12 protein-coding genes are annotated in these 13,919 nt (G+C 28.2%); 11 read left to right on the top strand and 1 reads right to left on the bottom strand.

Going from position 1 to position 13,919, the window contains the following annotated elements:
• Positions 1 to 4 precede the first annotated feature (4 nt).
• The 11 genes from WA327_RS03960 to WA327_RS03910 all read left to right on the top strand — a co-directional run bounded on the left by WA327_RS03960 (position 5) and on the right by WA327_RS03910 (position 12,417).
• Entirely contained in the window at positions 5 to 1,258 is a 1,254-nt protein-coding gene (locus WA327_RS03960) for a hypothetical protein (RefSeq protein ID WP_336066739.1), read from the top strand.
• Entirely contained in the window at positions 1,258 to 2,367 is a 1,110-nt protein-coding gene (locus WA327_RS03955; protein WP_336066737.1) for a DUF1972 domain-containing protein, read from the top strand. Before WA327_RS03960 ends, WA327_RS03955 begins: the two co-directional genes overlap by 1 nt.
• Positions 2,339 to 3,562 carry an O-antigen ligase family protein gene (locus WA327_RS03950; RefSeq protein ID WP_336066735.1) on the top strand — a complete coding sequence of 408 codons (1,224 nt, stop codon included), beginning with the start codon at positions 2,339 to 2,341 and terminating at the stop codon, positions 3,560 to 3,562. Before WA327_RS03955 ends, WA327_RS03950 begins: the two co-directional genes overlap by 29 nt.
• 122 nt (positions 3,563 to 3,684) lie before the next feature.
• A complete protein-coding gene (locus tag WA327_RS03945) occupies positions 3,685 to 5,043 on the top strand; it encodes an exopolysaccharide biosynthesis polyprenyl glycosylphosphotransferase (RefSeq protein ID WP_336066732.1) in 1,359 nt (452 codons plus the stop codon).
• 13 nt (positions 5,044 to 5,056) lie between these two features.
• A complete protein-coding gene (locus WA327_RS03940; RefSeq protein ID WP_336066729.1) occupies positions 5,057 to 5,632 on the top strand; it encodes a sugar transferase in 576 nt (191 codons plus the stop codon).
• Positions 5,622 to 6,761, top strand: a complete 1,140-nt coding sequence (locus WA327_RS03935) for an aminotransferase class I/II-fold pyridoxal phosphate-dependent enzyme (RefSeq protein ID WP_336066726.1) — start codon at positions 5,622 to 5,624, stop codon at positions 6,759 to 6,761. Before WA327_RS03940 ends, WA327_RS03935 begins: the two co-directional genes overlap by 11 nt.
• Complete coding sequence (locus WA327_RS03930) at positions 6,761 to 7,792, top strand: polysaccharide biosynthesis protein (protein WP_336066724.1); 1,032 nt, start codon at positions 6,761 to 6,763, stop codon at positions 7,790 to 7,792. The genes WA327_RS03935 and WA327_RS03930 overlap by 1 nt, the downstream gene beginning before the upstream one ends.
• A gap of 142 nt (positions 7,793 to 7,934) precedes the next feature.
• Positions 7,935 to 9,233: a UDP-glucose/GDP-mannose dehydrogenase family protein gene (locus WA327_RS03925; protein WP_336066721.1), complete on the top strand. Its 1,299-nt coding sequence runs from the start codon at positions 7,935 to 7,937 to the stop codon at positions 9,231 to 9,233.
• A complete protein-coding gene (locus WA327_RS03920) occupies positions 9,233 to 10,222 on the top strand; it encodes a UDP-glucuronic acid decarboxylase family protein (protein ID WP_336066719.1) in 990 nt (329 codons plus the stop codon). The genes WA327_RS03925 and WA327_RS03920 overlap by 1 nt, the downstream gene beginning before the upstream one ends.
• A gap of 3 nt (positions 10,223 to 10,225) precedes the next feature.
• On the top strand, positions 10,226 to 11,638 hold the full coding sequence (locus tag WA327_RS03915; protein ID WP_336066717.1) for an exopolysaccharide biosynthesis polyprenyl glycosylphosphotransferase: 1,413 nt from the start codon (positions 10,226 to 10,228) through the stop codon (positions 11,636 to 11,638).
• Positions 11,638 to 12,417 (top strand): glycosyltransferase family 2 protein, encoded by a 780-nt coding sequence (locus WA327_RS03910; RefSeq protein WP_336066715.1) that lies wholly within the window; start codon positions 11,638 to 11,640, stop codon positions 12,415 to 12,417. The genes WA327_RS03915 and WA327_RS03910 overlap by 1 nt, the downstream gene beginning before the upstream one ends.
• On the opposite strand, the gene WA327_RS03905 is transcribed toward WA327_RS03910, so the two are convergent.
• Positions 12,401 to 13,708 carry a phenylacetate--CoA ligase family protein gene (locus WA327_RS03905; RefSeq protein WP_336066713.1) on the bottom strand — a complete coding sequence of 436 codons (1,308 nt, stop codon included), beginning with the start codon at positions 13,706 to 13,708 and terminating at the stop codon, positions 12,401 to 12,403. The two genes, WA327_RS03910 and WA327_RS03905, sit on opposite strands and share 17 nt — an antisense overlap.
• Positions 13,709 to 13,919: the final 211 nt, after the last annotated feature.

The raw sequence follows: 13,919 nt of genomic DNA, 5'->3' as shown, positions 1-13,919 counted from the left end.
ATTAATGGATAATTTAAGTTTAAAAATAAATAAGACAAAGCTTAACAAATATGTTTTAGCTGTTTTTATATTATCTGTTTTTTGGGTAAAATCTTTTGAGTTTTCGTTCTTACTAACTTTGTTACTAACAATTTTTTATCTCCCAAAAATTAAAATAACAAAGCCATTAATAGAAGTATTACTTCTTTTATCATTAATTATTATAGTAGCTATCCCTAATACTTTTGTGTATAAATCTTCTGCTTTTGATATTTTAAAAGGATTATTATATTACTTAAAACCAATCTTAATGATATTGTTAGGATATATGGTTATCTTAAGGATAAAAGATTGGTCTTTCTTTTTTAAATTGATTATATATCTTTCGCTTTTTTTTGCATCAATACATATTATTATAGCTATAGATTGGTTTTTTAGTGATGAGCCAATTACTGTATTAAGATATAGGTCAGGTAAAGGAAGTTTAATAGAAATTCTTGGTTTTGTTTTTTTTATAGCTAGAAAAAAGATAGGTATAACATTTTCTAAATCAAGAAGAAGATTTATTTTTTTGCTTTTAGCTTCCTCTGCATTACTTTATTTTTCTAGAACACAAATAATTGGTATTGTTATATTATTATTATCTGTTTATGGGTTTACTAAACTATCAACAAAGTCAATAATGGTAATATCAGGACTTGTATTGTCTTTAATTATATTTTTTGCGATTTTAAACAATACAGATTTAGAAAGAGGAGCACCAGGTGTAGAAGGGTTTTTGTACAAGGTAAAGATAGCTCCTCAAGAGGTTTTCTCTTCAGAAATAAATATTGAAGATCATTCAGATTTATGGGACAAGTGGAGAAGCTATGAAGCCAAAAAAGCTTTTGAACAAACTTTTGATAAAGGTTTGCCTGCAATTGTTATAGGTAATGGTTTAGGCGCCAAAGTAGATTTAGAAATAGACTATTTAATATCTGGTATACCTGAAAAAGAAATACCAATACTTCATAATGGGTACGCCTTTTTAATTTTTAAATCAGGTCTTTTAGGGCTTTTCTTTTACTTATTATTTCTTCTAAGATTGTATATAAAAACCTATTTTGACAATAATGATAATTTAAAATTAAACTTGATAAGAAAATTTATTTCTGGTTTTGGATTCTATCTATTATTTTCAACTCTAATTATTAGTGGTTTATATAATATTAATGGTATTTTATCTTTGTTTTTAGGATGTTTACTTGGTTTAGAAAAACTAACAAAAGAAATTAGTTAATGAAAATAGCAATATTAGGCACTAGAGGTGTACCAAATTATCATGGAGGTTTTGAGCAATTTGCTGAGTTTTTTTCGGTTTATCTAGCAAATAAAGGTCATGAAGTTTATGTGTATAACTCGTCAAATCATCCATATCAAGATAAAAGTTTTAAAGGTGTAAATATTATTCACTGTAAAGATCCAGAAGACAAAATTGGTACAGTGGGACAATTTATATATGATTATAATTGTATACTAAACTCTAAAAAACAAAACTTTGATGTTATTTTACAATTAGGCTATACAAGTAATTCTATTTGGCATTGGTTGTTGCCAAAAAAACCAGTCATTATAACAAATATGGATGGTTTAGAGTGGAAACGATCTAAATATTCTAAAAAAGTCCAAAAGTTTTTAAAATATGCAGAAAAATTAGCGGTTAAATCAAGTGACTTTTTAATTTCAGATTCTATAGGAATACAAGATTACTTGAAACAAGAGTATAATGTAAATTCAGAATACATTGCTTACGGTGCAGAGATATTTACTCAGTCAGATGTAAAATTTATAAAAGAGTTTGATGTTGAGGCTAATGGTTATAATATGTTAATTGCTAGGCTAGAACCTGAAAATAACATAGAAACTATTTTAGAAGGAGTACAAAGATCTAATTCTAATTTACCATTTTTAGTAGTTGGAAAATATGATAATAAATTTGGAATATACTTAAAAGAAAAATTTAAAAACTCAAAAAATATTAGGTTTTTAGGAGGAATATATGATCTTGAGAAACTAAATAACCTTAGATATTATTCTAATTTATATTTTCACGGACATTCAGTAGGAGGTACCAATCCTTCTTTACTAGAAGCTATGGCATCAAATTGTTTAATAATTGCAAATGACAACGTATTTAACAAATCTATCCTAAAAGACAACGCTTTTTATTTTAAAGATGCAGATGATGTTGCTAAGCATTTAACCTCTTTAAATAAAGAAAGCTATAAAGATAAAGTTGAAAAATGCAAAGAATTAATTTTAAATAAGTTTGATTGGAAATATATTAATGATTTATATTTAAAATTTATAATTAAATGCTATGAAGACTATCAAAAAAATAATAAATAATGAAAATTTATTTGTTTATCTTCTAGCTCTAATCCTTTCTACTTTATTTATTGGTTATGCACCAAGTAGTATTGGTACAGGTATTTTTATTTTTTTATCTCTAGTATACTTCATAATTAATAAAACCAAAATAGTTTTTTCAAAACCATTAATCCTATTAATTGTATTATATGCGTTTCTTGCTTTAACTTATTTTTGGACAATAGATATACCGCTTACAAAAAGAGGAATATCTAGACTCATTACTATGGCTTTGATACCTTTAGCCTTTCATTTTATACCATTATTTAAAAAAAATCAAGTAATTAAGGTTGTAAAATATTTTTCAATATCAAATGTTTTATATGCCTTGTTCTTTTTGTTATATGCTACATATTCTTTTATACTAACAAAAGATAAAGATGTCTTTTTTTATCATAGTTTAGTTAAGGTTTTAGACTTAAATGCTATATATGCTTCTGTTTTTTTCTCTACAAGTTTAATGTATTTTTTGTTTAAAAAGCAAAAGTCAATTTTTGATAAGTTTTCAATATTAATATTATCTCTTTCAGTCATATTACTATCTTCAAAACTCATTATTTTAACAGACACCTTATTTGTTTTGACTGTTTTTATAATATCAAAAAATAAAATCAATATTAAAAAAAGTAAACTAATAATTGTATCAGTGATTGGAATTGTAATTCTGTTTTTTGCTTTAAGTAAACTTTATGAAAGATTTGAAACAGAAAGTAAGTTTACTAAAATTGAAGAGGTTTTAACCAAAGAAAAATTTAATAAGGTTTATATGTGGACAGGTACTTCTTTTAGACTATTTCAATTAAGATTATTAAAAGAACAAATAGAAGAAGATAATATTTTTTGGAAAGGTTTTGGCTTGTTTGCTTCCAGAGTAGACTTAGAGAAAAAGCATAAATCTTATAACACTTACAAAGGGTTTTATACTTATAATTATCATAACCAATATGCACAAATAATGGCAGAATCTGGAATTATTGGTTTTTTGATATTAATAATCTTTTTGTTTTTAAATTTTAAAAATGCTTATTTATCATTAAATTATACTTTTATCTATATTAGTTTTATATTAATTGTTACATTCTTTACAGAATCTTTTTTATGGGTCCAAAGAGGACTAATCTTTACTACAATTTTTACAAGTCTATTTAACAGAACTAAATTTACAACTGATTAATTAATCATTTTTAGTAAAAAGTATTATTTTAGTTAGTATCAAAATACAATTTCTCGTATATAAATTTGCTATATTTGTTTAGCTAAAGCAATAATTAGTAACCAAAGACAACCCAACCTACTTTGAAAATTCAAAATATAAACTTTTCAAGCAAAATAACAGCTTTAACAGTTGCGTTTGATATTACTGTTATAGTTTTTGGTATATTTTTGGCAAATGTCACTTGCTCTAAGCTGCTATTGTTTTTAGTATATATTGTATTTTGTTGGTTTATTATTTCAATAAAGAATAGGTTTTATAACCTACCAAGACATATTGATTCAAAAAAATTAAGAATAATAAAATTGATGATTAATCAATTTTTTAATTTTTCTATCTTAATTTATGCATTTCTAGGTTTTTTTAAGCAAATATCTTTTAGCTCATTAAATATTTTTTATTACATCATAGGAAGCTTTACAATAATATTTATTTTTAAAATATTGATGTATTTTTTTATTACTAAGTCTAGATATAAATATCATAAAGATTCCAAAAGAATAGTAATAATAGGTAACAACAGTAAAATAAATAAACTAGTAGACTTTTTTGATGAAAGAGCAGGTTATGGGTTTGATTTGGTCAAACAATTTAACCCTAATCACCCAGATTTTAGTCTTAAAGATAGTTTGAGGTTTATTTCAAATAATAAAATTGATAAAATTTACTTTTCTGTTGCAGAGTTGTCCAATAGTCAAATAAATAACTTAATTAGATTTTCAGATAATAACCTAAAAGAGTTAATGTTTGTCCCAGATAGCAAAGAAGTTTATGCAAAAAAGCTTAGTTATCAATTCTATGACTATATTCCTGTTTTATACATTAGAAAAATACCTTTAGACGATGTATTAAACAGAACGATAAAGAGAATATTTGATGTTTGTTTTTCATCGCTAGTAATAATTTTTCTGCTATCTTGGTTAATACCAATTATTGCTATTTTTATAAAATTTGAGTCTAAAGGTCCAATTTTCTTTAAGCAGTTAAGAAATGGTAAAGGTCACTCAAAATTTATGTGTTATAAGTTTAGATCTATGACAATAAATGAATTTTCTCATACTAAACAAGCTACAAAAAACGATGCTAGAGTAACTAAGATTGGTAAGTTTTTAAGAAAAAGTAGTATAGATGAGTTGCCTCAGTTTTTTAATGTGTTCTTAGGGCAAATGTCAGTAGTAGGACCACGACCACATATGGTTTCTCATACAGATATGTATGCGAAAAAGGTTGATAAATTTAGAGTAAGACAATTAGTTAAACCAGGAATTACAGGCTTAGCACAAATTAGAGGATACAGAGGAGAAATTGAAAAACACCAAGATATTGTTAATAGAGTTAGGTTAGATATATTCTACATAGAAAATTGGTCTTTTATTTTAGATCTAAAAATTATTATTAAAACTACATTAAATGCTATAAGAGGAGAGGAAAAGGCATATTAGATTTTAATACGAAATGAAAAGCAGCAAAAAAAATTATATAAAAATAAAGTCTATATTAGATTTTTTAGTTGCTTTAATGTTTTTACTATTTCTCTGGTGGCTTCTTTTAATCCTAATTATTTTAGCAAGTATAGATACTACTTCGTTTGGAGTTTTTTTTCAAGAAAGAATAGGCTACAAGAAAGAAAAATTTATAATCTACAAGATTAAAACGTATAGGAAAAACAATACAGTATCCTGGTTTGGAAAACTTTTAAGAAAATCTAAATTAGATGAAACACCTCAAATAATAAATATCTTAAAAGGAGAAATGAGTTTTGTTGGTCCAAGACCAGATATAACTGGTTTTGCAGATAATTTAGAAGGAGAAGCAGCTATTGTATTAACAGTTAAGCCCGGTGTTACTGGACCAGCATCAATCCTATTTAAAAATGAAGAGTACCTGCTACAACATCAAAAAGATACTGAAGCATATAATAAAGAAGTAATCTGGCCCAAAAAGGTTGAGTTAAATATTAAGTATGTAAAAGAGCTTAGTTTTAAAAATGACATTTATTATTTAATTAAAACTTTTTTAAATGAAAGATAAAATTTGGTTGTCTCCACCTCACAAAGCTGTAAATGAGGAAAAATATATAAAAAATGCGTTAGATAGTAATTGGATAGCTCCAGTTGGACCTCAATTGGTAGAATTTGAAAATAAACTTGAATTGTATTTATCGGGTAAAAATTATTTTACAGCATTAAATTCAGGTACCTCTGCTATTCATATAGCTTTAAAAATGTTAAATGTTGGTGTAGAAGATGAGGTTTTATGTCAAAGTTTTAGTTTTTGTGCAACAGCTAATCCTATTACATATTTAGGGGCTAACCCTATTTTTATAGATAGTGAAGAAGATACTTGGAATATGTCCCCTGTTTTTTTAGAAGAAGCAATAAAAAGTAGAATAGGAAACTATAAAAAACCTAAAGCTATAATATTTGCAAATATTTATGGTATGCCAGCTAAAATTGAAGAGATTTTAGAAGTTGCAAATAAATATAAAATACCAGTAATAGAAGACGCTGCAGAAGCATTAGGTTCCAAGTATAAAAAAACTAAGTGTGGTTCTTTTGGAAATTATTCAATAGTGTCTTTTAACGGTAATAAAATTATTACAACTTCCGGCGGTGGTGCCATTATCACTAGGGATAAAAAAAGTAAAGAGAAAGCACTTTACTTAGCAACTCAAGCAAAAGAAAAAGCATTTTTTTATGAGCATAAAGAAGTAGGTTATAATTATAGGCTAAGTAATATTTCTGCTGCAATTGGTATCGCTCAATTAGAATTAATTAAAGAAAGAGTTAAACAAAGAAGAGAAAATCATAACTTTTATAGTAAAGCTTTTAAGAATAACATTAATATAAAAGTATTTGATGAACCAAATGAAAATTACTTTTCAAATCATTGGCTAACCTGTATATTAATTAATTCAAAAACTAATATTACTGTTAATGAGGCTTTAGTTTTTTTAAATTCTAAAAATATTGAAGCAAGAGCTTTATGGAAGCCTCTACATTTGCAGCCTGTTTTTAAAAATAATCTTTACTTTGGAGAAAGTGTATGTGAAAATTTATTTAAAAAAGGTTTATGTTTACCTTCTGGTTCAAGTTTAAAAGATGAAGAAAAAACTTACATAGCCAACCAAGTTAATACGTTATTAAAAGACAATCTTTAATGTTTGATAATAAAATTATATTAATAACAGGTGCTGCAGGCACAATAGGAAGTGCAATTACACACAAAATAATCAGTCTAAACCCTAAAAAGATTATTCTTTTAGATAACTCAGAAACGGCATTATTTTATTTACAACAAAGTCTTAATAACAAAATCTCAGAAAAAATAAATGTAAATTTTATTTTAGAAAATATTAATAACAAAAAAGCTTTAAAAGAAATCTTAAAAAAAAATAAGATTGACTTTTTATTTCATGCAGCAGCATACAAACATGTTCCTGTAATAGAAAAAAATCCAATAGCCGGAGTATTAAATAATACAATTGCTACAAAAAATTTAGCAGATTTAGCAGTGAAATATAAAGTGTCTCATTTTGTATTTTTTTCAACGGATAAAGCTGTTAACCCATCAAGTGTTATGGGAGCAACAAAATTGATGGCTGAGAAGTATATAGACTTTATTGCCTCAAAAAAGTTATCAAAAACATCATTTTTGACTATAAGGTTCGGAAACATCATTAATTCTAATGGGTCTGTGATACCTCTTTTTAAAAAACAATTAGAAAAAAACAAAACGATTTTATTAACTAATAAAGAAGCGTCTAGATATATAATTACCATTGATAAAGTAATAACTCTTTTGTTAGAAAGCATTAAAATATTTAAAAACGGTGATTTATTTTTATTTGATATGGGTAAAGCGATTACGGTACAACAAATGCTTAATCAAGCAATTAATGAATTGAATTTAAAAAATGAAGAAGTAGTAATTAAAGTTGTTGGATTAAGACCCGGAGAAAAACTTCATGAGGAGTTATTAGAAGAGAGTTCAAAATTATTACGAACTCAGCATTCTGAAATATTCAAAATAAAAACAAAACAAAATCTCTCTCAAAAAAAGATAAAAAAAGTATTTAAAATATTGTTGAATAATATTAAGAGCAATAAAGAAGAAGAGGTGATTAAAACTCTTAAGTCTTTTTTAAAAAACTATAAGAGCTTAAATTCAAAATTTCAAAGTTTAGATTAAAAGCATAATTAAAACGTAGACTTTAGTTGCAAAATTTTATATTTGTAGATACAGAGAATTATTCTTAATTAACCCAATTTTTATTCTAAATAAGCAAAATAAAATTAGCTTTTTATAAGGCTTAAAATTTAGAAATATATATATGAAAATAGCAGTAATAGGTACAGGTTACGTAGGTTTAGTAACAGGAACATGTTTAGCCGAAACAGGTAACGAAGTATTATGCATAGACATAGACTCAGATAAAGTACAAAAAATGCAAAATGGTGAGGTGCCTATTTACGAACCTCATTTAGATGTACTTTTCGAAAGAAATATAAAAGCAAACCGTTTAAAGTTTTCTACTAGTTTAGAAGAAGGTTTAGAGCATGGAGATATCATTTTCCTTGCATTACCAACACCAGAAGATGAAGACGGCTCAGCAGACCTAAAATATATTTTAGGCGTAGCAGACGATATAGGAAAACTAATCAAAGATTATAAAGTAATAGTTGATAAAAGTACCGTACCTGTTGGGACTTCAGATAAAGTTAAAGAGACAATCGCAAAACACGCAAAAGTAGAATTTGACGTAGTTTCAAACCCAGAGTTTTTAAGAGAAGGATTTGCTGTAGACGATTTTTTAAAACCAGAACGTATTGTTGTAGGATCAAGTAGCGAGCGCGCAACAAAACTGATGGAAAAACTATATAAACCATACGTTAGATCTGGCAATCCAATTATCATAATGGATGAAAAATCTGCCGAGCTTACTAAATACGCCTCAAACTCGTTTTTAGCAGCTAAAATTACGTTTATGAATGAGATAGCCAATTTCTGTGAAAAAGTTGGTGCAGACGTAGATAAGGTGCGTATTGGTATGGGTACTGACTCGCGTATCGGTAAACGATTCTTATTTCCAGGTATTGGTTATGGCGGATCATGTTTCCCAAAGGATGTAAAAGCCTTACACAAATCAGGTTTGGATAATAATTACAACTTCAAAATTTTAGATGCTGTAATCAATGTTAACGCCAGACAAAAACTGGTATTAATTCCTAAAATAGAAAACCATTTCAACAATGATTTAAAAGGAAAAAATATTGCTATTTGGGGATTGGCCTTTAAACCAGAAACAGACGATATTCGTGAGGCGCCTTCATTATATATGATTGACCAACTTTTATCTCAAGGATGTAATATCAAAGCTTTTGATCCAGAAGCGATGCCAAATGTAAAGCGCAAATTAGGAGACAAAATTACTTTTGCAGATAACATGTATGATACTTTAGAAAATGCAGATGCTTTAGTTATTTCTACAGAATGGAGTATTTTTAGAACACCTAATTTTTCAAAAATGAAAGACTTAATGAAAGGTCACACTATTTTTGATGGTCGTAATTTATACGAAGTTAATGAAGTACAAAACGAAGGTTTTAAATACATTTCAATAGGAAGATAATGAGTCAAAAAAGAGTTTTAATTACAGGTGCAGCTGGTTTTTTAGGATCTCATCTATGCGATAAATTTGTTAGCGAAGGCTACTATGTTATAGGTATGGATAACTTTATTACTGGCGATTCTAAAAACATAGCACATCTTACCGGAAACTCTAATTTCAAGTTTGTAGAGCACGATGTAACCAATTACATCAATATAGAAGGTGATTTAGATTATATTCTTCATTTTGCTTCACCTGCAAGTCCTATAGATTATTTAAAAATTCCTATTCAAACCTTAAAAGTTGGTAGTTTAGGTACGCATAACTGTTTAGGATTAGCACGTTCTAAAGGTGCAAGAATGCTTATTGCTTCTACATCAGAAGTGTATGGTGATCCATTAGTTCATCCTCAAACAGAAGATTATTATGGCAATGTAAACACCATTGGTCCAAGAGGTGTTTATGACGAAGCTAAACGTTTTCAAGAAGCCATTACTATGGCGTATCACAGATTTCATGGTTTAGAAACCAGAATAGTTCGTATTTTTAATACTTATGGACCACGTATGCGACTTAATGACGGTCGTGTTATACCAGCATTTATGGGACAAGCGTTACGTGGTGAGGATTTAACAGTTTTTGGTGATGGTTCTCAAACACGTTCGTTTTGTTACGTGTCTGACCAAGTAGATGGTATTTATAGATTGCTTTTAAGTGATTATGCAAACCCAGTAAACATTGGTAATCCTCATGAAATTTCAATTAAAGATTTTGCTGAAGAAATTATCCAATTAACAGGTACAGATCAAAAAGTAATTTATAAAGATTTACCAGTTGACGACCCTATGCAGCGCCAACCAGACATTACTAGAGCAAAAGACATTTTAGGTTGGGAACCAAAAGTAGGTAGATCAGAAGGAATGAAAAAAACTTTCGAATATTTTAAAAGTCTTACTGAAGACGAGCTTTATAAAAGTGAACACAAAGATTTTACTAATTACCATAAATAATTTATGGAGTTTAAACGCGGAAGATACTCTTGGTTGTTAAGACCGTTTTTAGTGCTTTTTGACATTTTTGTCATCAATATTTTCGCGTTTTATGTATTCAATTTTAATGAAGAAAATCTTTACTTTTTCTCATCAGCTTTATTAAATAATAAGCACTTACTGTATATATTTTATTCGACTATTGCTTGGTTAATTTCAACGTCTTTAATCAACTTTTATGAGGTATACAGGTATACCTCTGTTTTAAATATAATTTCACTAATAATTAAACAATTTTTTGTTTTTGCAGTCATTGTATTTGCTTTCATAGGGATATTTAGAAGTATAGATATTCAGGCTTTTACTACATTAACGTATCTTCTTTATAGTTTTGCTTGTATAGCCTCTGTCAAATTAATCAGCTTTTATGTTTTAAAAACTTTTAGAAGTTATTTAAAAGGAAACGTAAGGCGCGTAGTAATAATAGGTAAAAGTGAAGGTGCTTTAGAGCTAAAACAGCTATTTAACCTGAAAAAAGAGTTAGGATACCAGCTAAAAGGAATGTTTGCTAACACTAAAAATGAAAACGAATTTACAGGTAACATAGAAGATAGCTTTCAATTTTTAAATGAAAATTCTGGTATTGACGAGATTTATTGTTCGATTGACGAGCTTACAGAAAATCAAGTTAATAAATACGTTAAATACGCCAATTTGCACCATTGCAATATCAAGTTTATTCCCAAAACCAATAAATTAATAACAAAGCGATTAAAAACCGATTATTACAATTATCTACCTGTCTTGTCCATGCAGGAAGTCGCTTTAAATAATAGTTTTAATAAATTGGTTAAGCGTACTTTTGATGTTTTGTTTTCGTTATTTATAATAGTTTTTATTTTATCATGGTTAACGCCGCTATTATTCATTTTAATAAAACTAGAATCTAAAGGACCTTTATTTTATAAGCACAAACGTAACGGGATTAACTATAAAGAGTTTGATTGCTATAAATTTAGATCCTTAAGAGAAACTAAAGAAGTTAAAGGAACTTACGTCACTCAAGATGATAACAGATTAACCACAATTGGTAAGTTTTTAAGGAAAACAAGCATAGACGAGATACCTCAATTTTATAACGTTTTAAAAGGAGATATGAGCGTTGTAGGACCAAGACCACATATGTTGTCTTACACAGAAGATTATTCGAAAAAAATAGATAAATATAACTTCATTTTTAGACACAATGTAAAACCAGGAGTAACCGGTTTAGCGCAAATAAAAGGGTATAGAGGAGAAGTTAAAAATGATGAAGACATTATAAACCGTGTTAAATACGATAACTTTTATATCGAAAATTGGTCACTAGTTTTAGATTTAAAAATCATTTTTCAGACTACAATTAATATCTTTAAGGGACAAAAACAAGCCTATTAATGCAACCTTTAGTGTCCATTATTACTCCAATGTATAATTCAGAAAAATTTATTCTGAAAACTATTAATAGCGTTGTAAATCAAACCTATTCTAATTGGGAATTGTTGCTTATAGACGATGGTTCAACAGATAATACCATTCAAATTGTTGAAGGTTTTAAGCAGAAATACACTAACATCAAACTACTTCAAAACCAAACTAATTTAGGTGCTTCAAAATCCCGAAACAAAGGAATACTCGAAGCAAAAGGAGATTACATCGCGTTTTTAGACGCAGATGATTTATGGAAACCCAATAAGCTAGACCTACAAATACAATTTATGCAAACTCATAATTGCTACGTTAGTTTTTCTAGTTACGAGCAAATAGATGAGAGCGGTAAACCATTATATAAACTAGTACAAGCCTTACCAAAACTTACCTATAACAAATACCTAAAAACAAACTATATTGGCAACTTAACTGGAATGTACAATGCCAAAACTTTAGGCAAAATAACAAGTCCAGATTTAAGAAAAAGACAAGATTGGTTATTATGGTTAGCTGCAATTAAAAAGTCAGGCAAACCAGCGTTAGGCATGCAGGAATCTTTAGCGTATTATCGTGTTAGAGATAATTCTATCTCTTCTAACAAGATAGAAATGCTTAAGTACAATTACCTAGTCTATAAAAAAGGCTTAGGGTTTAGCACTATAAAATCACTTTACAGAATGCTTATTTTTCTATGGGAACAATTTATGGTAAAATCTAAGCTGATTGTTTCTATAAAGAAGAAATAAACTGCTTCAGCTTTCCACTTTTTTGACGGTATAATACCTCTTTTTGTTCAAAAACTAGCTTAAGATTTGGCTCTAGGTATTTATCAACCGCGTGTTGTACTGCTTGTTTTTGCTCATTGGTTAATTCGTTTTTAGCAACGTAACTAATTAAAAACGTGTCCAATTGAGTTTGCTCGATAACAAATTCTTTAACATTGGCTTCTTTATCCATCACGGTTTTAGTGACGTAATAAAAAGTCAATCCTGCTGAGGTTTTTCCACTAGGTAATTTAATAATATCACTAGTTCTACCCGTTAAATGTTCTAAAATGGGTTGTTGTAAAGTACTCGCTGTAGATAAACTTCCAATGTCACCAAGTTCGTAACGTATAAACGGATGCGCACGATTAAATAAATCAGTAATTACTACTTTTCCTGTCTCTCCGTAGGGTAACGGTTGGTTGTTCTCGTCTAAAATTTCAACATACAAATGGTTGCTATTAACTAACCATTGGTTGTTTTTGTTTTTAAAAGCGATTAAACCTAATTCTGCAGCGCCATATTCGTTAACAATTGGAATATTAAATTGTCTTTCAAGCAATTGTTTGTCAGTTTCAAAAAGCATCTCAGACGTTACAATACATACGTTTAACGTTGGACAAATATCTTTTAAAACAATGTTTTTTCGCTCTAAAAACTTCGCAAACTGTACAATACTACTGGTATAACCGTTAATGTAATCAAATTTAGTATGCTTAAACTTTTTCAATACAAGTTCTAAAGCGTCATCACTCAAATCAAAAACTGAAAACCGATAACGATTACCCAACCAATCTTTTAAACGCTCTTTGTAATACCCTTTTTGGTCTAGCGGAATTCCATAAAAACGTGCCTGTTTAGACGTGTTTAAATCAATATCATACCAAGCATAACGTTGCATAAACGTAGCCCAAGTCATTGCATGTGCAAAATTGTCTTTAGCAAAGCTAAAAGGCGTACCCGAAGAGCCAGAAGTTTTATGTTGATGTACCGTTTTTTCGGTGTATTTGTTAGATAAACGGTCTTTTAAAGGCTGCTGTAAATTGGCTTTGGTTAACACAGGTAGTTCGTTCCAATTATTGGTATCAATACCTTTGCATAACTCTTGATAAAATGGCGTGTTTTCTAAGTGAAATTGGACGATGCTTCGTAATTGTCTGCTTAAAAAATTGGCGTATGCTTTCTCGTCATAACTTTCAATTAAGCGCAACGTTTTTTTAGCTTCCTTTATCGGGAAACCTTTAAGACGTAAAGACCATTCAAATCGTTTCAAAAGGTTGAATTTTATATTGTAAATATATTACACTTTATAATGAAATTCGTCAGTTTGAGTGAATTTTCACGATTAGAAAGAGTGAAAATTTGTATCGAAAACAAGAATTTTAACTAAAATAGATCTCGATACAATTTCTCATATTTCAAAATTACTCAAATAGACAATATTTGATAAATTTCAATTACAAATTGAAAGCGAATTTAAATAT

The organism is Mesoflavibacter sp. CH_XMU1404-2, from assembly GCF_037029465.1.
Lineage (GTDB): Bacteria > Bacteroidota > Bacteroidia > Flavobacteriales > Flavobacteriaceae > Mesoflavibacter.
Note: the sequence above shows the minus strand (reverse complement) of the source record. Positions and strands in the feature narration are given on the sequence as shown.

Excerpts from the sequence above, each read along its gene's own strand:
- WA327_RS03940 (WP_336066729.1), top strand. The coding sequence starts at position 5,057 with ATGAAAAGCAGCAAAAAAAATTATATAAAAATAAAGTCTATATTAGAT.
- WA327_RS03960 (WP_336066739.1), top strand. The coding sequence starts at position 5 with ATGGATAATTTAAGTTTAAAAATAAATAAGACAAAGCTTAACAAATAT.
- WA327_RS03930 (WP_336066724.1), top strand. The coding sequence starts at position 6,761 with ATGTTTGATAATAAAATTATATTAATAACAGGTGCTGCAGGCACAATA.
- WA327_RS03920 (WP_336066719.1), top strand. The coding sequence starts at position 9,233 with ATGAGTCAAAAAAGAGTTTTAATTACAGGTGCAGCTGGTTTTTTAGGA.
- WA327_RS03925 (WP_336066721.1), top strand. The coding sequence starts at position 7,935 with ATGAAAATAGCAGTAATAGGTACAGGTTACGTAGGTTTAGTAACAGGA.
- WA327_RS03915 (WP_336066717.1), top strand. The coding sequence starts at position 10,226 with ATGGAGTTTAAACGCGGAAGATACTCTTGGTTGTTAAGACCGTTTTTA.
- WA327_RS03955 (WP_336066737.1), top strand. The coding sequence starts at position 1,258 with ATGAAAATAGCAATATTAGGCACTAGAGGTGTACCAAATTATCATGGA.
- WA327_RS03910 (WP_336066715.1), top strand. The coding sequence starts at position 11,638 with ATGCAACCTTTAGTGTCCATTATTACTCCAATGTATAATTCAGAAAAA.
- WA327_RS03935 (WP_336066726.1), top strand. The coding sequence starts at position 5,622 with ATGAAAGATAAAATTTGGTTGTCTCCACCTCACAAAGCTGTAAATGAG.
- WA327_RS03950 (WP_336066735.1), top strand. The coding sequence starts at position 2,339 with ATGAAGACTATCAAAAAAATAATAAATAATGAAAATTTATTTGTTTAT.